Genomic DNA, 21,039 nt, shown 5'->3' with positions numbered 1-21,039 from the left:
GAATCCACTGTCGCGTCGCTGCCACGACCGTGGTCGGGCGGATGTCAGCCCCCGGTGACCGACGCCAGATAGGCGGCCGTCTTCTCGGGCTCGAAGAAGAAGTTCTCGAAGTCGGCCGGGTTGTTGAAGCCGTTGGCGAACCGGTCGGCCACGGGCGGGAGTTGGCCCGCCGCTCCGATCAGGTTGAGCACGTGCTCCGGCGGGACGCCCAGCATCGCGTTGGTCCACTTGGTGACGTGCTGCGCGGTGTCCCAGTAGCGGTCGAACGTCGCCTGCATCCACTCCTCGTCGAAGGGCTTGTCGCCCTGCTCGACGATCGAGGCGAGGTAGGCGGCGGCGCACTTGGACGCCGAGTTGGAACCCTGGCCGGTGATCGGGTCGTTGGCCACGACGACGTCGGCGACGCCGAGGACCAGCCCACCGCCGGGGAGGCGGCCGATCGGGTTGCGCACGGTGGGGGCGTACCGCCCGGACAACGTGCCGCCCACGTCGGTCAGTTCGACGTTGGTGGCGCGCGCGTACTCCCAGGGCGTGAACCGCTCCATGAGTTCCAGGGTCAGGGAGAGGTGCTCGGCGGGGTCCTTGACGCCGTTGAAGACGTCGAGCGGACCACCGGGTATGCCCTCCCAGAACAGGATGTCGGCGCGGCCCGAGGTGGTGAGGGTCGGCATGATGAACAGCTCGCCGACGCCGGGGACCAGGTTGCAGCGGACCGCGTCGTAGTCCGGGTGCTCGGGGCGCGGGCCCAGACCGTGCACGTAGGCCACCGCGAGGGCGCGCTGCGGCTCGGTGTACGGGGAACGGGCGGCGTCACGGCCGAACATGGAGACGAGTTCGCCCTTGCCCGCCGAGACGAGGACCAGGTCGTACGCGCGGGAGAAGTAGTCGAGGTCGGACACCGCCGCGCCGTGGATGACCAGTTGGCCGCCGCGCTGCGCGAACGTCTCCATCCAGCCCGCCATCTTGACCCGCTGGTCGACCGACTGCGCGTATCCGTCGAGCTTGCCGACCCAGTCGATGACGCGCTGCGAGGGGCCCGGGTCGAAGGAACCGGGGGCCGCGACCGAGACGCCGAGCCCTTGGATCTTCGGGGCCTGGGACTCCCAGAAGTTCACCTGGAGATCGCGCTCGTGCTGGAGCGCCGTGTCGAACATGCACTGCGTCGACATGACCCGGCCGGAACGGATCTCGTCCGCCGTCCGGTTCGACATCAGGGTGACCTCGTACCCCTGCGACTGGAGTCCGAGGGCGAGCTGGAGCCCGGACTGGCCGGCTCCGACGACGAGTATCTTCCGCATGCGGGTTGCTTCTCCTAGGACTCGGGCGTCCCTATTCGGGGCTGACTTCGAGCGCGTGGCCGACGAGCGCGAGCAGGGTCTCGACGACCGAGATCCGGCGACGCGCGTCCATGATCATGACAGGTATGTGTGAAGGCACCGTGAGTGCTTCGCGCACGTCGTCGGGCTCGAACTCGTCGCTGCCGTCGAAGTGGTTGACGGCGACGACGTACGGCAGTCCGCAGCTCTCGAAGTAGTCGAGCGCCGGGAAGCAGTCCGAGAGGCGGCGGGTGTCGGCGAGGACCACCGCGCCGATCGCGCCGCGCACCAGGTCGTCCCACATGAACCAGAACCGCTGCTGGCCCGGTGTACCGAAGAGGTAGAGCACGAGGTCGTCGTCGAGCGTGATGCGCCCGAAGTCCATGGCCACGGTGGTGGTCAGCTTCTCCGGCGTACCCGTGAGGTCGTCGGTCTCCTCGCTGGCCTGGGTCATCAGCGCCTCCGTCTGGAGGGGCGTGATCTCCGAGACGGCCGTGACGAGGGTGGTCTTGCCGGCGCCGAACCCGCCCGCCACCACGATCTTCGTGGCGATCGGCGCGCGCGTGCGGTCCGTCTGCCAGGCCTTCAGATTCTCCTCTTCGTCGAGGAGGGGGGCGACGCCAGGTTCGGCGTCAGAGACGACGGAGTCCACTCAGCACCCTTTCCAGCAGAGCGCGGTCCGGCTGTCCCGGGCCGTGACCTGTTCCGTACACGCGGATCTTTCCCTGGTCCGCCAGGTCGCTCAAGAGCACTCGGACCACTCCGAGCGGCATCCTGAGGAGGGCGGCGATCTCGGCCACCGTACGCATCCGGCGGCAGAGTTCGACGATGGCCCGCATCTCGGGCATGACCCGGTGCGTGAGCGAGCCGTTGCTCAGCTCCTTGCGCTCCTCCGGGGCCTCCAGCGCGGCCACGAAGGTCTCCACCAGCAGGACGTGGCCGAAGCGCGTACGTCCGCCGGTGAGCGAGTAGGGGCGTACGCGGGCGGGTTTGCGGCCGCCGCCGCGGACCGGGAGCTTCTGGACCCCGTTCGACGCTGTCATCAGGCACTCCCGACAGCGTCGGCCTCAAGGGATTTTCGCAGTTCGAGGCGCAGCTCGGGGGTCAGGACGTGTCCTGCCCTGCCGACGAAGAGCGCCATGTGGTACGCCACCACGCTCATGTCGCAGTCCGGGGAACCGTGCACTCCGAGCAGCGAACCGTCGCTGATCGCCATGACGAAGAGGCTGCCCTCGTCCATCGCGACCATGGTCTGCTTGACGCCGCCGCCGTCCATCAGCTTGGCGGCGCCGATGGTGAGGCTGCCGATGCCGGAGACGATGGTGGCGAGGTCGGCGGCGGAGCCCTTGGGTCCGGTCGGCCTGGTGCTGTCGGCCGTCCTCGCCTCGGCGTTGCGGCCGGGGTCGGAGGAGAGCAGCAGCAGCCCGTCGGAGGAGACGACCGCGACCGACAGGAGGCCCGGCACCTCCTCGACGAGATTGGTCAACAGCCAGTGCAGGTTACGTGCTTCACTGCTCAGGCCGAAGGTACTGGTCGCGGTCAACTGCTTGCCTCCTCGACTGTGCCCCCCGATGCTGCTACGTCCTGTGCGTCGATCTGGTGCGCGGTGGGCGCGGGTCCTGCGGGCGCGTGTGCGGGTGCGGGTGCCGACGGGGTCTGTCCTTCGGGCGTGGGGGTCTCCGCCGTCCGGTCGGCGATCTCCGCCTCCACGTCGCGACGGCCTTCGACCGCTCCCCGGTGGAACCCGCCCAGCCTGCGGCGCAGGGCATCGGCGTCCACGCCGCCCACGCGGGGCCGCGGGGCCGCCACGGGGGCGGAGATCTTCGGCGTCCGCTTGGGCAGCCCCTTTTCGGTGAGCCGGGGGTGCTCATCGGGGGCCCGCTCGTGGCTGTCGGGGCCGATGGCGTACGGGTCGGTGGCCGGGGCGGCCGGAACCGCGGACGCCTCGGTGACGCCGGGGGCCGTCCCCACCGTGTGGGGGTCCGTCCCGTCGGCGTGGGGGTTTGCCTCGCCTGCGGAAGGAGTCGCCCCCTCTGCGCCGGCAGTCGATACCCCGTCGAAGCCGGAAGCCGGCCCGGCCGCGGCTCCGGGTGCCTCGGGGGAAACCTGGGCGGGCTCGGCGAAGCCGGAGTCGGGGGCCGACTCGGGGAACCCGAAGGGCGAAGCCGGCTCGGCTGACCCGACGGGCGGAGCAGGGGCCGGGTCGGGGGACCCGAATGTGGGGGTGGTGGTCGTTCGCGGGGAACCTGACGGCGTCTCGGCGAAGTCCGAAGTGGGGGATCCACCCTGGGCGGCTACCGCCGGTGCAAGGCCCGCTGGTGCGGCCACCGCCGGTGCAGGGCCCGCTGGTGCGGTGGCCGCCGGGGCGGGGGCCGCAGGGGCGGGGGCCGCCAGTTCGAAGTCCCCCGATGTCGGGGCTTCCGGTCCGGAAGTGTCCGGAGCGAAGTCCGGGAGCCACAGCTCCATCGTCGTCTCGGACGTGAGTTCCGGTTCCGGATCGGTGACCGGCTCGGGCTCGCGGGGGGCCGGGATGACCGGGGTCTGCGCGGCCGGCTCGGGCGCGGTGACGGGCGCCTGCCGGGGTGCCGCCTCCAGCTCGGGCGCGGCTTCCCGTACGGCCGCCTTGGCCGCCGCGATCAGCGGGTCCTCGTCGTCGGCCGCGGCCGAAACCGGGGTCGTACGGATCGAACGACCGCGCAGGACATTGGAGTTGGCCTCGGCGTCGGCGCCGGGCAGGGCCACCGCGGGAGCTCCGCCGACGTGCCGGGTGGCCGCGGGGACGCTGGACGACGGCGCGGTGGCCAGCAGTGCCTTCGGGAGGACGACCACGGCGGCCACCCCGCCCTGCTTCTGCTCGCGCAGCTTCACCCGTACACCGTGCCGGTGGGCGAGCCGGGCCACCACGTACAGGCCGAGCCCGAGTCCCTCGCCGCTCTCCTGGTCGTACGTGTCCTCCGGGTCGAACTCGGAGAGCCGGGCGTTGAGATGACGCATCCGCTCGTCGGTCATGCCGATGCCCTCGTCCTGCACGGAGAGCATCACGTCGCCGCTCTCCAGCAGCCAGCCGGAGACCTCGACGGGCACGTCGGGCGGCGAGAACGAGGTGGCGTTCTCCAGGAGTTCGGCCACCAGATGGCTGAGGTCGTCGGCGGCGAACCCGGCGATGTGCGCGTGCGGGGGCAGCGCGGCGATCCGCACCCGCTCGTACCGCTCGATCTCGCTGACCGAGGCCCGTACGACGTCGACGAGCGGGACCGGGCCCGCATGGTGCTGGACGTGCTCGGCACCCGCGAGGACGAGGAGGTTCTCGCTGTGCCGCCGCATGACGGTGGCGAAGTGGTCGAGCTTGAAGAGGGTGGAGAGGCGGTCCGGGTCCTGCTCGCGCTCCTCCAGGCCCTCGATGACGCCGAGCTGGCGCTCGACGAGGCCGAGGGTGCGCAGCGCGAGGTTGACGAAGGTGCTGTGGATCGTGCCGCGCACCTGCTCCAAGTGGGCCACGGACTCGGCGAGCTCGCCGCGCAGCTTGTCGCGCTCGTCGGCCATCACCTGGCGCTGGCCGATGAGGTGCTTGCGGTCGCCTTCGAGGGTGCCGATCCGCTCGTGCAGCGCTGCGGCGTGCGCGTGCAGCGCGTTGACGGAGCGGACGACCTGGGCGAACTCGTCGTTGCGGCCGGTGAACTTGACCGGTTCCTGGGAGCCCGGGTCGGCGGCGAGCCGGGCCGAGCCGAGGCGCAGGACGGCGAGCGGCCGGGTGAGGGTGCGGGCCATGGCCATGGTGACGCCGGCCGCGACGAGCATCAGTACGCCGAAGAGCGTGACGCGGATCTCCAGCGCGTTGACGTCGTCGTCCCGCAGCTGTTCGAGGTCCTTGGTGCGGTGGTCGTTGAGGGAGGCCTCCACGCCGCGCATCAGGTCGATCCGGGCCGACAGCGCGGCGTCCAGCTTCTTGACGCTGGTGCCGAGCGCGGAGTCGGAGAGCTTCGGCTGGCCGGTGAGGTTCACCAGGTACCGGTCGGCGGAGCCGACGTCGGGGCCGGTGACCGTGGAGTCGTAGGACGACACGGCCTTCTCGGGCCCGGTCTCGCGGAAGTCGGCGACGGCCGCGTCGGAGCGGACGCGGGCCTGCTGGGCGGCGGCGCTCAGCGCGTCGCGTTGCTTGGTGTCCGCGTCCGACGACGAGCTCGTGGTGGTCATGAGACCGGTGACCGGGTTGTAGACGGTCTGGGTGGTGCGCGGGATGCCGAGGGCCGCCAGGAGCAGTCCGCGGGCGGCGGCGGACTGCTGGACGGCGGTGTCCAGCTCGGCGAGGGCGTGCGCGCCGGAGCCCGCGCGCGGCGGCATCCGGTCGGCCAGGTCCTCGGAGAGGGCGTGGAGTTCGACGATGGCCTCGGAGTACGCCTGGTGCGCTTCGAGAGCCGTGCTCTTCCCGGTGAGCGCCGCTCTCCGCAGGGCCGCGATGCCGTCGAGGTCCTTGATCAGGGCGGCGGGGGCGTCCGTGTCCGCGCGCAGCTCGTCGACCTGCCGGTCGACCAGGGAGCTGCGCTGCTCGGAGGGCGCCTTGGCCTTGGGCCTGCCGGCGGCGACGTACGAGGTGACCTCGTCGCGTTCGTCGGCCAGCGAGTGCGCGAGGGTCAGCGCCTGCTGGGTGCGCTGGGCGAGCGTCACCAGGTTCTGGGAGTCGTTCAGTTGTTGCGAGGCGGACAGCACCGTGGGCGCCCCGGCTCCGGCGATGGCGGCCGCGACGACCGCCACGGCCACGATCAGCCGGTTGCGTACATGGGCGGTCCTGCCCCGGCCTGTGGAGTCGGTGGCGTCGCCGACGGCGCCACCCTCTGTGGAGTTGGAGGCCGTCTTCTTGCCTGTGCGCCTCGGCCGCGTCTTCTGCACCGGTGCTCGCATTCCTGACTCGTGTACCCATTTGGGGCCCGGGTGACGTCCCGTCAATCGCGGCGTCCGCCCGGTACGGCTCCCGACCCTCCCAGTGCCGGTGGGCAGTGGTCCCGCATCATCTGACCCGCCACCCGAAGGAGTGAACATCGGAGGGGAGTTGGCGGGCAAGTCCCGGACCGCTCGTGACAGGCCCCCGCGCCGAGCCGGTTGGACGTCCGGGACGGGCTTTGGCAGTATTCGCCGCCACGCGTTGCCGGAGTCGATCATTCCATGCCAAACCTGGCGCCTGAGCTGCTGGGCCGCACGGCGAGCGTTCCTCGTCGGCCTTTCGGGGGCCTTGTGAAGGGCTCGTGCAGACTGACGGAATGCGCACTGAACTCGCATCGGAGCCCGGAGACCCGGACCGCCCCAATGAGGACTTCGCCTCGGTCGGACTTCCCGCTTCAGGACAGGGCGGTTCACTGGTGGTGCTCGACGGGGTGACACCCCCTCGGGGTGACTACGGCTGTTCGCATTCGGTCTCCTGGTTCTCCGCGCGACTCGGCGGGGCACTGACCGAACTGTCCGTTTCGCAGCGGGATTTACCCCTGTCCGACGTCCTGTCGCGGGCGATTCGCCGAGTCGCCGGCACGCACGCCGCCACCTGTGACCTTTCTCACCCGCGCACACCCCAGGCAACCGTGGCCCTCGCGCGGTGGTCCGCGTCGGAGGTCGAGTACCTGGTCCTCTCGGACTCGGCCCTGCTGGTGGAATCGCCCTCCGGCGAGGTCACGCCCCTCCTCGACGACCGCCTCTCCCGCCTCCCTCGCGGCGCCCTCAGTACGGACGCCGTCGCCGACGCGACCGTGCGCAACAGGGAGGGCGGCTTCTTCACGGCGGCCGCGGATCCCTCGGTGGCCTCGCGCGCGGTGACCGGCACACTCCCCCGCTCCTCCGTCCGCGCCCTGACGGCCCTCACGGACGGCGCCACCCGCTGGGTGGAGAGGTTCCACGCGGGCGACTGGGCCGAACTGTTCGCCCTCGTACGCGAGGAGGGCTCCGCGTCACTCGTCGAGCGCGTACGGGCGCTGGAGCGCGCGGACGCGCTGGAGCGTCCGCGTCCCCGGCGGGGCAAGACGCACGACGACGCGACGGTGGTGTTCGTCGAGCTGTGAGGAGACGGGGGCGGCGGCCGGGCCTACTTCTCCATGCCGCGGTTCAACTGATGCAGCAGCCGGGCCAGTTCCGCGACCTCGTTCTGGTCCCAGTGGGCGAGTTGGCGGACATAGCGGGCGCGGCGGGCCTCGCGGACGCTGGTGACGCGGCCGCGGCCCTCGTCGGTGAGGTGGACGAGCCAGGCGCGGCCGTCCGCGGGGTCGGGTTCGCGCGCGACCAGGCCCAGCTCCTCCAGGGCGCGCAACTGCCGGGACATGGTGGCCTTGCCGACGCCGATGTAGGCCGCGAGTTCCGTGGCACGCTGACGGCCGCACTCCTCCAGACGGACGAGGAGTCCGTACGCGGCGGACTCCAGGTCGGGATGGACCTCGCGGGCCATCTCCCCCTGGCTGGCGCGGGCGCGGCGCAGGAACACGGTCAACTCGCGTTCCAGGGAGAGGAACTCGCGCTCCGCGCCACCGTGCGCCGCGGGCCGGTCCACACCATTTCCCGACACGCCGGATTCGACCGGACGTCCGCCGTCGTTTCCGCCCTCGTGCACGTCAGCACCCCTGCCTCGGTTTCCCGATCCTGAAAGTTTCTGCCAGAACTGGCCGTTGCCCCAGCTCCGCCAGTATTTCGCAGGCGTAGACCAACGGCAGCCTCCGGCCCCTCTTCCACGTCGTCGTCTACGTGCGTAGCTTCTTTATCAGACACTTATCTGCTGGCATGCGCACGCCACCCCAGGTCAAGGACGACCTGATCCCCCCTACGGCCCGCGTGCCCGCGCTCCCCCCACCGAGCTCCATCGGGCTCCCCCGGGCTCCCGGAGCTCCATCGCCCTTCGGAGGCACGCACATGCCCGTGCACAGATCCGGAACGGCCCACCGCGTGCGAGCGCTCGCGGTAGGAACCCTGCTCGCCGCCTTCTCCCTCCTCTCCACCCTCCCCTCCTCCGCCACCGACACCCCCGCACGCGGCTCCGCCCGGATGGGCATGGGGGTGATCGCCCACGACGGCCAGGACGGCACACCGTCCACCGGTGACGCCACCCAGACCGAAGGCGTGGACGTCGCCGGCTACCAGGGCAACGTCGCCTGGTCCACGCTGTGGAGCAGCGGGGTCAGGTGGGCCTACACCAAGGCGACCGAGGGGACGTACTACACGAACCCGTACTTCGCCCAGCAGTACAACGGCGCGTACAACATCGGCATGATCCGCGGCTCGTACCACTTCGCGACCCCGGACACCACGACCGGCGCCACCCAGGCCAACTACTTCGTCGACCACGGCGGCGGCTGGTCGGGCGACGGCAAGACGCTGCCCGGCACCCTCGACATCGAGTGGAACCCGTACGGTGCCGCCTGCTACGGCAAGACGCAGAGCGCGATGGTCAGCTGGATCAGCAGCTTCCTCACCCAGTACCGGGCCCGTACCGGCCGGGACGCGGTGATCTACACGGCCGCGAGCTGGTGGACCCAGTGCACCGGCGACTACAGCGGCTTCGCCTCCGCCAACCCGTTGTGGATCGCGCGCTACGCCTCCGATCCCGGGACGCTCCCCGCGGGCTGGGGGTACTACACGATCTGGCAGTACACGTCGTCCGGCACGACGGTCGGGGACCACGACAAGTTCAACGGCGCCCTGGACCGCGTCCAGGCGCTCGCCACCGGCTGACGTCGCACCTCACCGACGTACGTACGGGACGCGCACAACGGTCGTACCGCCAGGGCTCACAGCCACGACGGACGGCCACGGCGGACGGCCACGGCCGAGACACGGCGAAGGCCCGGGCCTCCCTCACGGGACCCGGGCCTTCCCCTCCGATGGGCGTCCGTCACGCCGCCACCGGAACCTCCGGCACCGCGCCGTTCATCGCCGGCGACAGCGCCAGCTCCAGGACCTGGCGGACGTCCGTGACGGCGTGGACGTCGAGCTTCTCCAGGACCTCGGCCGGGACATCGTCCAGATCGGCCTCGTTGCGCTTCGGGATGATCACGGTCGTGACACCCGCCCGGTGCGCGGCGAGCAGCTTCTGCTTCACGCCGCCGATCGGCAGCACGCGGCCGGTCAGCGACACCTCACCGGTCATGGCCACGTCCGTACGGACCAGCCGGCCGGACAGGAGCGACGCCAGGGCGGTCGTCATCGTGACGCCCGCGCTCGGACCGTCCTTGGGAACGGCGCCCGCCGGGAAGTGGATGTGCACGCCCCGGTCCTTCAGGTCGCCGACGGGCAGTTCGAGCTCCGCGCCGTGCGAGCGCAGGAAGGAGAGCGCGATCTGCGCCGACTCCTTCATCACGTCGCCGAGCTGACCGGTGAGGGTCAGACCGGCCGCGCCCGTCTCCGGGTCGGCCAGCGACGCCTCCACATAGAGGACGTCACCGCCCGCTCCGGTGACCGCGAGACCCGTGGCGACACCGGGCACCGCCGTGCGGCGTTCGGCCGGGTCCTGGGCGGACTCCTGCACGTGGTGCGGGCGCCCGATGAGGTCGCGCAGGTCGCTGTCCTTCACCGTGAACGGCAGCTCCCTGCGGCCCAGTTCGTGCTGGGCCGCGACCTTGCGCAGCAGCCGGGCGATGCCCCGCTCCAGGTTCCGCACGCCGGCTTCCCGCGTGTACTCCCCGGCGAGCCTGCGCAGCGCGCTCTCGTCGAGCACGACCTCGTCCTTCTCCAGGCCCGCCCGCTCCAGCTGGCGCGGCAGCAGGTGGTCCCGGGCGATGACGACCTTCTCGTCCTCGGTGTAGCCGTCGAGGCGGACCAGCTCCATGCGGTCGAGCAGGGCCTCCGGGATGGCTTCGAGGACATTGGCCGTGGCCAGGAACACCACGTCGGAGAGGTCGAGTTCGACCTCCAGGTAGTGGTCGCGGAAGGTGTGGTTCTGCGCCGGGTCGAGGACTTCGAGCAGCGCCGCCGCCGGGTCGCCCCGGTAGTCGGAACCGACCTTGTCGATCTCGTCGAGCAGGACCACCGGGTTCATCGACCCGGCCTCCTTGATGGCGCGGACGATCCGGCCGGGCAGCGCGCCGACGTACGTACGGCGGTGTCCGCGGATCTCGGCCTCGTCCCGTACGCCGCCGAGGGCGACGCGGACGAACTTGCGGCCCATGGCGTGCGCGACGGACTCGCCGAGCGAGGTCTTGCCGACTCCGGGCGGGCCGACGAGCGCGAGCACGGCACCGCCGCGCCGGCCGCCGACGACCCCGAGACCGCGCTCGGCGCGCCGCTTGCGCACGGCGAGGTACTCGGTGATGCGCTCCTTCACGTCCTCCAGACCGGCGTGCTCGGCGTCGAGCACGGACTGGGCGCCCCTGATGTCGTACGCGTCCTCGGTCCGCTCGTTCCACGGCAGCTCCAGGACGGTGTCGAGCCAGGTCCGGATCCAGCTGCCCTCGGGCGACTGGTCACTGGACCGCTCCAGCTTCTCGACCTCCTTGAGGGCGGCCTCGCGGACGCTCTCGGGAAGGTCGGCGGCCTCGACACGGGCGCGGTAGTCGTCGGACTCGTCCTCGCCGTCCTCTCCCTTGAGGTCGCGCAGCTCCTTGCGTACGGCTTCGAGCTGGCGCCGCAGCAGGAACTCGCGCTGCTGCTTGTCGACGCCCTCCTGGACGTCCTTGGCGATGGACTCGGCGACATCCTGCTCGGCGAGGTGCTCGCGGAGCTGTTCGGTGGCGAGCTTCAGCCGGGCCACCGGGTCGGCGGTCTCCAGCAGCTCGACCTTCTGTTCGACGGAAAGGAACGGTGAGTAACCGGAATTGTCGGCAAGGGCGGAGACATCGTCGATCTGCTGCACGCGGTCGACGACCTGCCAGGCGGCGCGCTTGCGCAGCCAGCTGGTGGCCAGCGCCTTGTATTCCTTCACCAGGTCGGTGACCCGGCCGGGCAGGGGGTCGGGCACGGTCTCCTCGACCCGGGTGCCCTCCACCCAGAGTGCGGCACCGGGACCCGTGGTCCCCGCGCCGACCTTCACGCGCCCGCGCCCTCGGATGAGCGCGCCCGGGTCGCCGTCGGCCAGCCGGCCGACCTGTTCGACCGTGCCGAGCACTCCGGTGCTCGCGTAGGTGCCGTCGATGCGTGGCACCAGGAGTACCTGAGGCTTGCCCGGCGTTGAACGGGCGGCGGCCTGAGCGGCCTCCACCGCGGCACGCACATCGGTGTCGTTCAGATCCAGCGGAACCACCATTCCGGGCAGCACGACCTCGTCGTCGAGCGGCAGCACGGGCAGGGTGAGTGATGCGGACGTCGAAGCCATGATCGCCCCTTCGGCAGTCAAGTTGAGCTATGTCGACTCAATGCGCGGCGGCCCCGCAATGTTCCCCCGGGGCTGTTCGCTGTGAGCGATCACTTCCGATCTCCCGGATTTGTACGGATCGCCGCTGGTCATCCGCCCGGCGCGGACCAGGTACCACCGATCGAGCGATGCGCGGTCGGCCACCGATCGAGCGGCTGTCGTCGCCGGAACGTCCGGCCCGGTCACGGATCACCTCCTCGCCTGCCACCGGGGCCGCACGTGCCACTGCTCGGCCGACACGGCTTCGTGCGCCGTCGCTCGGGATGCGGGGTGGCCACTTGCCGTTGGAAGGTGGAGTCATGAACCATCACCACTCCACGCCCACGTTCGACGTCGACCGCCGGCTCGTCACGACCGGCGCCGTGCTCACCGCGGCCGGTGCCCTGGTGGCATTCAGCGGCATGGCCATCGCGGCGGTCGCCGTGTTCTCCGCAGGCCGGAGCATGATCCGCGCCATGGATGTGCCTCCGACCCAGCAGGCCGCCATGAAGTGGCGGCAGGCCAAGGAGGCGTCCCTGGCGGGCGTACAGGCATGGCAGTCCGCGTCCGACGCCCAGAACGGGTCGATCGCCCGCTAGGGTCCCGCGCCGGAGATCCCCCCGGCGGTCGTCGTCCGGCGTCGGCGCCGGACCTCGTCCGCCGACCGGTCGCGCCGCCGTCGCCCTTGCCCTTGCACTCGCCGGAGGGGTTTCACCGGTGCCCGTGCCGGCACCGGTGGAACCGTCTTCGGACGTCTTGCGCGGGGCTCCGTCCTGGTGCCCTCCTCGTGCCCCGAAGGAGGGCCGGGGATCGGCCGTCCGACGCCCCGCACCGGCGTGGGAGCACCCGCGCGGACAGGCAGGTGCGGTCCGGCACGCACCGCAATCGCGGGCCGGGCGCGTCGGCCGTCCCCCAACGGCTCAACGGCTCCCCACTCGTCCGCGGGGGCGGGGAGGCTGCGCTCCTGAGCACGCAGGAGCGGACACCGGCCGGGCAGGCGCGTCTCAGAGCTGCGCGACCGGCCCGGGGAATCGGCGCTGGTGCCGCCCGCGTACCAGCGGCCAGGTCGCGACGCCGACCGCCAGCGCGATCAGGTGTCCCCCGTCCGTCACGGGGTCGGCGAGGAGGATCAGGTCCTGGGTGAGGACCGAGCCGAAGCCGATCAGGAGCGGCCAGCGCAGCCAGGGAGAAAGGAGTCCCGCGAGCGAGCCGACGCTCGCGGCGACGCCGAAGCTGATGCCGTAGTCGAGCCGGTGCAGTGAGCCGACGGGCAGTACGCCCGCCAGCACCGCCGCCCCGACCGGCAGCTCGGTGGCCAGCGTGGCCACCACATGCCCGAGCAGGAAGACACCGGCCGCGAGCGCCGTGCCCGTACGACGCTCCAGGGCGGTCAGCACGAGCAGGAAGCCGGCCGCGTACGGCGAGGCGATCCCGCCGACGATCCAGAGCGCGCTCGCGATCAGTACGAGCACGGGATGCCGGGCGAGGTGCGCGAAGTCCGTACTGGACGCCTGGTGCAGGGCGCGGACGAACGCGGGGTGCGCGTGGTCGGCGAGGTAGGAGGTGGCGGCGAGGACCGTCCCGTACCCGAAGGTGAAGGGCGTACCCAGCGGGGTGGGCAGAAGCCGCCGGACGGGGAGTCCGCCGAGCCGGCCGGGGAAGGCACGCGGGACGCAATCGGAGCCGGTCGCGACGTCCCGTACGACTGCCGGGCCGGGCGCGGTCGCGGTCGCGTCCTCCGGTTCGAGCAGGCTCGGCGGTCCCGGTATGTCCGCGGCCCCGAGCAGGTCCGCCGTCCCCGACACACCCGCCGAACCGAGCGCGTCCTTCCGTCCGCGCGTGCCTGCCGGCCCAGGCGCACCCGCAGATCCGAACGCGCCCTCCGCCGCAGGCACGCCCACCGGCCCAAGCGTGGCCGCCGGCCCGGGCGCACCCGCAGATCCGAGCGTGGCCTCCCGTCCGAGCACGCCCGCCGGCCCGGGTGTGGCCACCGACCCGAGGGGGCCGTGTGATCCCGGTGTGACCGCCGGGCCAGGCAGAGGTGTGGCCGTGGACAAAGCCGTTGATGTGACCGCGGGCGTGGTCCCCGGGGACGGCGGCGGCGTGACGCCTTCGCGTTGCTGGGGCATCCCGGGAAGGCGGTTCAGGGGAGGTGTGCCCGGCGCCGTTCCGGTGGACGCACCGGCTCGGCCGGTGGACGCGTCGGCTCGGCCGGTGGTGCTCAGGTCCACGGTGCGGCGCTCCTTCCGTCGCATCCCACCCTTCGCGTCCCCTGTACCGCTGTCTATGACCGGCGCCACGTACACGACGATTCTCAGCAACTCCTCAAGTAAGGGGGCCGAGACGTCAGGGCCTCCTTCTGGGATCCCCGGGCCGCCACCGCGTCAACCACGCACGGCCCGCCGTCACCCCCGGAATCGCGGAACCCTCCTGATCACGCCCCGGACGACCCGCGCCGCACCGCCCCGCGCCGCACGGCCGGGGGCCACGGGGCGTCCGGCCCGCACTCTCGGACCGCGGAGGACCGGGCCCCCGGTAATTCCGGCCACTCGTACTGGTGAAAGTGCCAGGATGTCGACCATGACAGCCTCGTACGACACTCCCGTTGTCATCGACCGCCGTCAGGGCCCGTACGGCGAGGTCGTGCTGCGGCGGCACGGCCCTCTGCTGCAGATCATCGCCAACGGGTGCTTTCTGATGGACACGTCCGACGGGCGTTCCGAGCGGCTGCTCGTGGACGCGGCGCACGACGCCCTCGACGGGCGGCCGGAGCCGAGCGTGCTGATCGGCGGGCTCGGCGTCGGATTCTCGCTCGCGCACGCGGCCGCGGACGACCGCTGGGGGCGCATCACGGTTGTCGAGCGCGAACGGGCGATCATCGACTGGCACCGCGACGGACCCCTCGCCGAACTCTCGGTGCGGGCGCTCGCCGACCCGCGCACGGACATCGTCGAAGCCGATCTCGTCGACTACGTCAATGAGATCTCCGACACGTTCGACGCGCTGTGTCTCGACATCGACAACGGACCCGGCTGGACGGTCACCGAGGGCAACGCGGGACTGTACGGAAAGGCCGGACTGGCAAGCTGCGCAAGGGCGTTGAGGCCGGGCGGTGTGCTCGCCGTATGGTCGGCCCAGCCGTCTCCGGAATTTGAAGAATCCTTGCGGAATGCCGGATTCCGTCTGGTTCGTACCGAAGAGATCCCCGTTGCCCGGGGCGTTCCCGACCTCGTGTACCTCGCGGTAAGGCCTGGATAGCCGAGGCACGGTGCCTGCCCGTACCCTGCTTGCCTGACGCGGATCATTCAAGCGTCAAGCGCAGTCATGGGATCACCCCACGGATTCCGGAAAGCACACTTCAGGGGCGGGCGATGGAGCAGACACACACCTCCCAGAACGGTACGGCGGCCACCCCCGGCGCTCAGCGCCGGGTTTTGGTCGTCGAGGACGACCCGACGATCGTCGACGCCATCGCGGCCCGCCTGCGAGCCGAGGGATTCCTCGTGCAAACCGCGGGCGACGGTCCGGCCGCCGTCGACACGGCCGAGGCATGGCAGCCCGATCTGCTGATCCTCGACATCATGCTGCCCGGCTTCGACGGTCTGGAGGTCTGCCGTCGTGTGCAGGCCGCCCGTCCCGTGCCGGTGCTCATGCTCACCGCGCGTGACGACGAGACCGACATGCTGGTCGGGCTCGGAGTCGGCGCCGACGACTACATGACCAAGCCGTTCTCGATGCGCGAACTGGCCGCCCGGGTGCACGTCCTGCTCCGCAGGGTCGAGCGCGCGGTCGTCGCGGCCACCACGCCGCGCAGCGGCATCCTGCGCCTCGGCGAGCTGGAGATCGACCACGCGCAGCGCCGGGTGCGGGTCCGCAGCGAGGACGTCCACCTCACTCCCACCGAGTTCGACCTCCTGGTCTGCCTCGCGAACACCCCTCGTGCCGTACTCTCGCGCGAGCAGCTGCTCGCCGAGGTGTGGGACTGGGCGGACGCCTCCGGTACCCGGACCGTCGACAGCCACATCAAGGCGCTGCGTCGCAAGATCGGTGCCGAACGGATCCGTACGGTGCACGGCGTCGGTTATGCACTGGAGACCCCGACTCCCTGAGCCGGACCTCCTTCGGAACGTCGGGACCCGCGTGATCGGGACCTGCGTGAGGGGCTGATGTGATGAGCGGACTCGGAGAGCGAGGACGCGGGCTCGGCGAGCGCGCGTCCGGGGAGCGCAGGAGCGCGGGCTCCTGGGGCGAGGTGCGGCCCTTCTCGATCAAGACCAAGCTGGGCGCGCTGGTCGTCATCTCCGTGCTCATCACCACCGGCCTGTCGATGATCGCGGTGCACACCAAGACGGAGCTCCGCTTCATCACGGTCTTCTCGATGATCGCCACCCTGCTGATCACGCAGTTCGTCGCGCACTCGCTCACCGCGCCGCTGGACGAGATGAACGCGGTGGCCCGCTCCATCTCGCACGGCGACTACACCCGCCGGGTGCGCGACGACCGGCGTGACGAGCTGGGCGACCTGGCGCAGACGATCAATCTCATGGCCGACGAGCTGGAGGCCCAGGACCGTCAGCGCAAGGAGCTCGTGGCGAATGTCTCGCACGAGCTGCGGACCCCCATCGCGGGGCTGCGCGCGGTCCTGGAGAACGTCGTGGACGGCGTCTCGGCCGCCGATCCCGAGACGATGCGCACCGCGCTGAAGCAGACGGAGCGCCTCGGGCGGCTGGTGGAGACGCTCCTCGACCTGTCCCGGCTGGACAACGGCGTCGTACCGCTGCGCCGGCGGCGGTTCGAGGTGTGGCCGTATCTGTCCGGCGTGCTGAAGGAGGCCAACATGGTCGCCTCCGCCCGCGCGGACCTCAGCTCGGGCTCCGGCGGCGGCCACACCCGCACGGACGTCCATCTGCACCTCGACGTGTCCCCGCCGGAGCTGACCGCGCACGCGGACCCGGAGCGGATCCACCAGGTCGTGGCGAATCTGATCGACAACGCCGTCAAACACAGCCCGCCGCACGGCCGGGTGACGGTACGGGCGCGACGGGGCGACTATCCCGAGTCGCTGGCCCTAGAGGTCCTGGACGAGGGGCCCGGCATCCCGAAGTCGGAGTGGCACCGCGTCTTCGAGCGGTTCAACCGCGGCGGGGTGCCCGCGCCGCACGGTCCGGGCAGCGACGGCGGTACGGGCCTGGGTCTGGCCATCGCCCGCTGGGCGGTCGATCTGCACGGCGGACGGATCGGTGTGGCCGAATCTCAGCGGGGCTGCCGGATCCAGGTCATCCTTCCGGGACTCCCTTCTCTGCCAAGTTGACGTAAAGTTCGAACCGGAGCCGCAAGATCCATCGCTGTCGCCTTCGGCGTACACGTGTGATCAGGCACAGGACCGCGTGAACCGTCCCGCGGCCCGTGATCGACGTACCCATTCCGAAGCGGAACCCCGCTTGTTTCCCGCCATTTCCATGAGCGAAACACCGATTCCGATGTGACTTACGCGACGTTGGACGGGCCCGGCCTGACCTTCTCGGCCAGGGAGGCGTAGCCTTTATTCCCGCTGTCCATCACCTTGTGAAGCGGAAGAGGGCGGTTGCCGCCGTGTCGCCACAGTCCCCCAGTAACTCGAGCATCTCGACCGATGACCAAGCCGCCGGGAAGAACCCCGCGGCCGCCTTCGGTGCCAACGAGTGGCTCGTCGACGAGATCTATCAGCAGTACCTCCAGGACCCGAATTCGGTAGACCGAGCCTGGTGGGACTTCTTCGCCGATTACAAGCCCGGGGCGCCAGCCGCCTCGGCTCCGGCAGGTACTGCGGCCGCGGGGGCCGCAGGGACCACCCCGGCCGCTCCGGCCGCACCCGCGCCGCCCGCGGCGCGCCAGGCTCCCCCCCAGCCGGCCGCGCCCGCGCCCGCTCCGGCCGCCGCTCCCGCGGCTCCGAAGCCCGCTGCCGCCGCCCCGGCTCCCGCGAAGGCCGCTCCGGCCGCCGCGCAGCCGAAGGCCGCTCCGGCCGCCGAGGCGCCCGAGGGCCCGGAGTACGTGACCCTGCGCGGTCCCGCCGGTGCCGTCGCGAAGAACATGAACGCCTCGCTGGAGGTGCCCACGGCCACGTCCGTGCGCGCCGTCCCGGTGAAGCTGCTCTTCGACAACCGCATCGTCATCAACAACCATCTGAAGCGCGCCCGGGGCGGGAAGATCTCCTTCACCCACCTCATCGGGTACGCGATGGTGCAGGCCATCAAGGCCATGCCGTCGATGAACTGGCACTTCGTGGAGAAGGACGGGAAGCCCACCCTCGTCAAGCCTCCGCACGTCAACTTCGGCCTCGCCATCGACCTGGTGAAGCCCAACGGTGACCGCCAGCTGGTCGTCGCTGGCATCAAGAAGGCCGAGACGCTGAACTTCTTCGAGTTCTGGCAGGCCTACGAGGACATCGTCCGCCGCGCCCGTGACGGCAAGCTGACGATGGACGACTTCACCGGTGTCACGGTCTCCCTGACCAACCCCGGCGGCCTCGGCACCGTCCACTCGGTCCCGCGTCTGATGCCCGGACAGTCGGTCATCATGGGCGTCGGCTCGATGGACTACCCGGCGGAGTTCCAGGGCACCTCCCAGGACACCCTGAACAAGCTCGGCATCGCGAAGGTCATGACGCTCACGTCGACCTACGACCACCGGGTCATCCAGGGCGCGGCCTCCGGCGAGTTCCTGCGCATCGTCGCGAACTTCCTGCTCGGCGAGACCGGCTTCTACGACGAGATCTTCGAGTCGCTGCGGATTCCCTACGAGCCGGTCCGCTGGCTCAAGGACATCGACGCCAGCCACGACGACGACGTCACCAAGGCCGCCCGCGTCTTCGAGCTGATCCACTCCTACCGGGTCCGCGGCCACGTCATGGCCGACACCGACCCGCTGGAGTACAAGCAGCGCAAGCACCCCGACCTGGACATCACCGAGCACGGGCTCACCCTGTGGGACCTGGAGCGCGAGTTCGCGGTCGGCGGTTTCTCCGGCAAGTCCCTGATGAAGCTGCGCGACATCCTCGGCGTGCTGCGCGACTCGTACTGCCGCACCACCGGCATCGAGTTCATGCACATCCAGGACCCGAAGCAGCGCAAGTGGATCCAGGACCGCATCGAGCGCCCGCACACCAAGCCGGAGCGCGAGGAGCAGCTGCGGATCCTGCGCCGCCTGAACTCGGCCGAGGCGTTCGAGACCTTCCTGCAGACGAAGTACGTCGGCCAGAAGCGCTTCTCCCTGGAGGGCGGCGAGTCCGTCATCCCGCTCCTCGACGCCGTCATCGACAGCGCCGCGGAGTCCCGCCTGGACGAGGTCGTCATCGGCATGGCCCACCGCGGCCGGCTGAACGTCCTCGCGAACATCGTCGGCAAGTCGTACGCGCAGATCTTCCGCGAGTTCGAGGGCAACCTCGACCCGAAGTCGATGCACGGCTCCGGCGACGTGAAGTACCACCTGGGCGCCCAGGGCACCTTCACCGGCCTGGACGGCGAGCAGATCAAGGTCTCGCTGGCCGCCAACCCGTCCCACCTGGAGACGGTCGACCCGGTCATCGAGGGCATCGTCCGCGCCAAGCAGGACATCATCAACAAGGGCGGCACGGACTTCACGGTCCTGCCCGTCGCCCTGCACGGTGACGCGGCCTTCGCCGGCCAGGGTGTGGTCGCCGAGACGCTCAACATGTCGCAGCTGCGCGGCTACCGCACGGGCGGCACGGTCCACATCGTCATCAACAACCAGGTCGGCTTCACCGCCGCCCCGGAGTCGTCGCGCTCCTCCATGTACGCCACCGACGTGGCCCGCATGATCGAGGCGCCGATCTTCCACGTGAACGGCGACGACCCCGAGGCCGTCGTCCGTGTCGCGCGGCTGGCGTTCGAGTTCCGCCAGGCGTTCAACAAGGACGTCGTGATCGACCTCATCTGCTACCGCCGCCGCGGACACAACGAGTCCGACAACCCGGCGTTCACGCAGCCGCTGATGTACGACCTGATCGACAAGAAGCGCTCGGTGCGCAAGCTCTACACCGAGTCCCTCATCGGTCGCGGCGACATCACCCTCGAAGAGGCCGAGCAGGCGCTGCAGGACTTCCAGGGCCAGCTCGAGAAGGTCTTCACCGAGGTCCGCGAGGCCGTCGCGCAGGTTCCCGAGGCGCACATCCCGGACGTCCAGGCCGAGTTCCCGGTCGCCGTGTCCACCGCGGTCTCCCAGGAGGTCGTGAAGCGGATCGCCGAGTCCCAGGTCAACATCCCCGACAACGTCACCGTGCACCCGCGGCTGCTTCCGCAGCTCCAGCGCCGGGCGGCGATGATCGAGGACGGCACGATCGACTGGGGCATGGGCGAGACCCTCGCCATCGGTTCGCTGCTCCTGGAGGGCACGCCGGTCCGGCTGTCCGGCCAGGACTCGCGCCGTGGCACCTTCGGCACGCGTCACGCGGTGCTGATCGACCGGGTCACGGGCGAGGACTACACCCCGCTCCAGTACCTGTCGGACGACCAGGCCCGCCTGAACGTCTACGACTCGCTGCTCTCCGAGTACGCGGTCATGGGCTTCGAGTACGGCTACTCGCTGGCCCGCGCGGACGCGCTGGTCATGTGGGAGGCGCAGTTCGGTGACTTCGTCAACGGCGCGCAGACGGTCGTCGACGAGTACATCTCGGCCGCCGAGCAGAAGTGGGGCCAGACGTCCGGCGTCACCCTGCTGCTGCCGCACGGCTACGAGGGCCAGGGCCCGGACCACTCCTCGGCCCGGATCGAGCGCTTCCTCCAGCTGTGCGCGCAGAACAACATGACGGTCGCCCAGCCGACGCTCCCGTCGAACTACTTCCACCTCCTGCGGTGGCAGGTGCACAACCCGCACCACAAGCCGCTGGTGGTCTTCACCCCGAAGTCGATGCTGCGCCTGAAGGCGGCCTCGTCGAAGGCGGAGGAGTTCACGTCGGGTCAGTTCCGCCCGGTCATCGGTGACGACTCGGTCGAAGCGTCCGCCGTGCGCAAGGTCGTGTTCTGCGCCGGCAAGCTGTACTACGACCTGGAGGCCGAGCGGAAGAAGCTCGGCTCCACGGACACGGCGATCATCCGTATCGAGCGCCTGTACCCGCTGCCGGGTGCCGAGCTCCAGGCGGAGATCGCCAAGTACCCGAACGCCGAGAAGTACCTGTGGGCCCAGGAGGAGCCGGCGAACCAGGGTGCCTGGCCGTTCATCGCGCTCAACCTGATCGACCACCTCGACCTGGCGGTCGGCGCCGACGTCCCGCACGGCGAGCGCCTTCGCCGCATCTCGCGTCCGCACTCCTCCTCCCCCGCCGTCGGTTCCGCGAAGCGGCACCAGGCGGAGCAGGAGCAGCTCGTGCGTGAGGTGTTCGAGGCCTAGGCCTCCGTCACGGCCGTACGCAAGGGCCCGGCCCCGAGTTCCTCC

At 70.8% G+C, this 21,039-nt stretch carries 15 protein-coding genes; 7 read left to right on the top strand and 8 right to left on the bottom strand.

Going from position 1 to position 21,039, the window contains the following annotated elements:
- Positions 1 to 44 precede the first annotated feature (44 nt).
- From ACIQRL_RS20925 to ACIQRL_RS20905, 5 genes are read right to left on the bottom strand one after another with little or no spacing between them, the layout of a single operon-like run.
- Complete coding sequence (locus tag ACIQRL_RS20925; RefSeq protein WP_401333296.1) at positions 45 to 1,298, bottom strand: styrene monooxygenase/indole monooxygenase family protein; 1,254 nt, start codon at positions 1,296 to 1,298, stop codon at positions 45 to 47.
- A 31-nt stretch (positions 1,299 to 1,329) separates the two neighbouring features.
- Entirely contained in the window at positions 1,330 to 1,968 is a 639-nt protein-coding gene (locus ACIQRL_RS20920) for a GTP-binding protein (RefSeq protein ID WP_401333293.1), read from the bottom strand.
- Entirely contained in the window at positions 1,949 to 2,359 is a 411-nt protein-coding gene (locus tag ACIQRL_RS20915) for a DUF742 domain-containing protein (RefSeq protein ID WP_401333291.1), read from the bottom strand. The genes ACIQRL_RS20920 and ACIQRL_RS20915 overlap by 20 nt, the downstream gene beginning before the upstream one ends.
- Complete coding sequence (locus ACIQRL_RS20910) at positions 2,359 to 2,859, bottom strand: roadblock/LC7 domain-containing protein (RefSeq protein WP_401333289.1); 501 nt, start codon at positions 2,857 to 2,859, stop codon at positions 2,359 to 2,361. Before ACIQRL_RS20910 ends, ACIQRL_RS20915 begins: the two co-directional genes overlap by 1 nt.
- The gene (locus ACIQRL_RS20905; RefSeq protein ID WP_401333286.1) at positions 2,856 to 6,203 is read right to left on the bottom strand and encodes a nitrate- and nitrite sensing domain-containing protein; all 3,348 of its coding nucleotides are present in this window, start codon (positions 6,201 to 6,203) and stop codon (positions 2,856 to 2,858) included. Before ACIQRL_RS20905 ends, ACIQRL_RS20910 begins: the two co-directional genes overlap by 4 nt.
- 368 nt (positions 6,204 to 6,571) lie before the next feature.
- On the opposite strand from ACIQRL_RS20905, the gene ACIQRL_RS20900 reads away from it, so the two are divergent.
- Positions 6,572 to 7,360 carry a protein phosphatase 2C domain-containing protein gene (locus tag ACIQRL_RS20900; protein ID WP_401333284.1) on the top strand — a complete coding sequence of 263 codons (789 nt, stop codon included), beginning with the start codon at positions 6,572 to 6,574 and terminating at the stop codon, positions 7,358 to 7,360.
- A 23-nt stretch (positions 7,361 to 7,383) separates the two neighbouring features.
- On the opposite strand, the gene ACIQRL_RS20895 is transcribed toward ACIQRL_RS20900, so the two are convergent.
- Positions 7,384 to 7,902 carry a MarR family winged helix-turn-helix transcriptional regulator gene (locus tag ACIQRL_RS20895; RefSeq protein WP_401333282.1) on the bottom strand — a complete coding sequence of 173 codons (519 nt, stop codon included), beginning with the start codon at positions 7,900 to 7,902 and terminating at the stop codon, positions 7,384 to 7,386.
- Positions 7,903 to 8,198: 296 nt separating this feature from the next.
- Between ACIQRL_RS20895 and ACIQRL_RS20890 the strand changes: the two genes are divergently transcribed.
- Positions 8,199 to 9,017, top strand: coding sequence for a lysozyme (locus ACIQRL_RS20890; protein WP_401333280.1), 819 nt, complete (start codon positions 8,199 to 8,201; stop codon positions 9,015 to 9,017).
- Positions 9,018 to 9,177: 160 nt separating this feature from the next.
- Here ACIQRL_RS20890 and lon read toward each other — a convergent pair whose 3' ends face one another.
- Entirely contained in the window at positions 9,178 to 11,592 is a 2,415-nt protein-coding gene (gene lon, locus ACIQRL_RS20885; protein ID WP_401333277.1) for an endopeptidase La, read from the bottom strand.
- A gap of 338 nt (positions 11,593 to 11,930) precedes the next feature.
- Here lon and ACIQRL_RS20880 point away from each other — a divergent pair, with 338 nt between their 5' ends.
- A complete protein-coding gene (locus tag ACIQRL_RS20880; protein WP_401333274.1) occupies positions 11,931 to 12,209 on the top strand; it encodes a hypothetical protein in 279 nt (92 codons plus the stop codon).
- Positions 12,210 to 12,614: 405 nt separating this feature from the next.
- Here ACIQRL_RS20880 and ACIQRL_RS20875 read toward each other — a convergent pair whose 3' ends face one another.
- Positions 12,615 to 13,415 (bottom strand): rhomboid-like protein, encoded by an 801-nt coding sequence (locus tag ACIQRL_RS20875; protein WP_401333271.1) that lies wholly within the window; start codon positions 13,413 to 13,415, stop codon positions 12,615 to 12,617.
- Between the two features lie 775 nt (positions 13,416 to 14,190).
- On the opposite strand from ACIQRL_RS20875, the gene ACIQRL_RS20870 reads away from it, so the two are divergent.
- The 4 genes from ACIQRL_RS20870 (at position 14,191) to ACIQRL_RS20855 (ending at position 20,994) form a co-directional block, all read left to right on the top strand.
- A complete protein-coding gene (locus ACIQRL_RS20870) occupies positions 14,191 to 14,868 on the top strand; it encodes a spermidine synthase (RefSeq protein WP_401333411.1) in 678 nt (225 codons plus the stop codon).
- Positions 14,869 to 14,981: 113 nt separating this feature from the next.
- A complete protein-coding gene (locus ACIQRL_RS20865) occupies positions 14,982 to 15,719 on the top strand; it encodes a response regulator transcription factor (protein WP_401333268.1) in 738 nt (245 codons plus the stop codon).
- A gap of 62 nt (positions 15,720 to 15,781) precedes the next feature.
- Positions 15,782 to 16,921 carry an ATP-binding protein gene (locus tag ACIQRL_RS20860; protein ID WP_401333265.1) on the top strand — a complete coding sequence of 380 codons (1,140 nt, stop codon included), beginning with the start codon at positions 15,782 to 15,784 and terminating at the stop codon, positions 16,919 to 16,921.
- A gap of 281 nt (positions 16,922 to 17,202) precedes the next feature.
- Positions 17,203 to 20,994, top strand: a complete 3,792-nt coding sequence (locus ACIQRL_RS20855) for a multifunctional oxoglutarate decarboxylase/oxoglutarate dehydrogenase thiamine pyrophosphate-binding subunit/dihydrolipoyllysine-residue succinyltransferase subunit (protein WP_401333262.1) — start codon at positions 17,203 to 17,205, stop codon at positions 20,992 to 20,994.
- The last annotated feature ends 45 nt before the right edge of the window (positions 20,995 to 21,039 follow it).

Source organism: Streptomyces sp. NPDC091209, from assembly GCF_044757755.1.
In the GTDB taxonomy this organism is placed as follows: domain Bacteria; phylum Actinomycetota; class Actinomycetes; order Streptomycetales; family Streptomycetaceae; genus Streptomyces.
The sequence above is the reverse complement of the archived record's forward strand: the minus strand, read 5'-3'. Positions and strand labels throughout refer to the sequence as shown.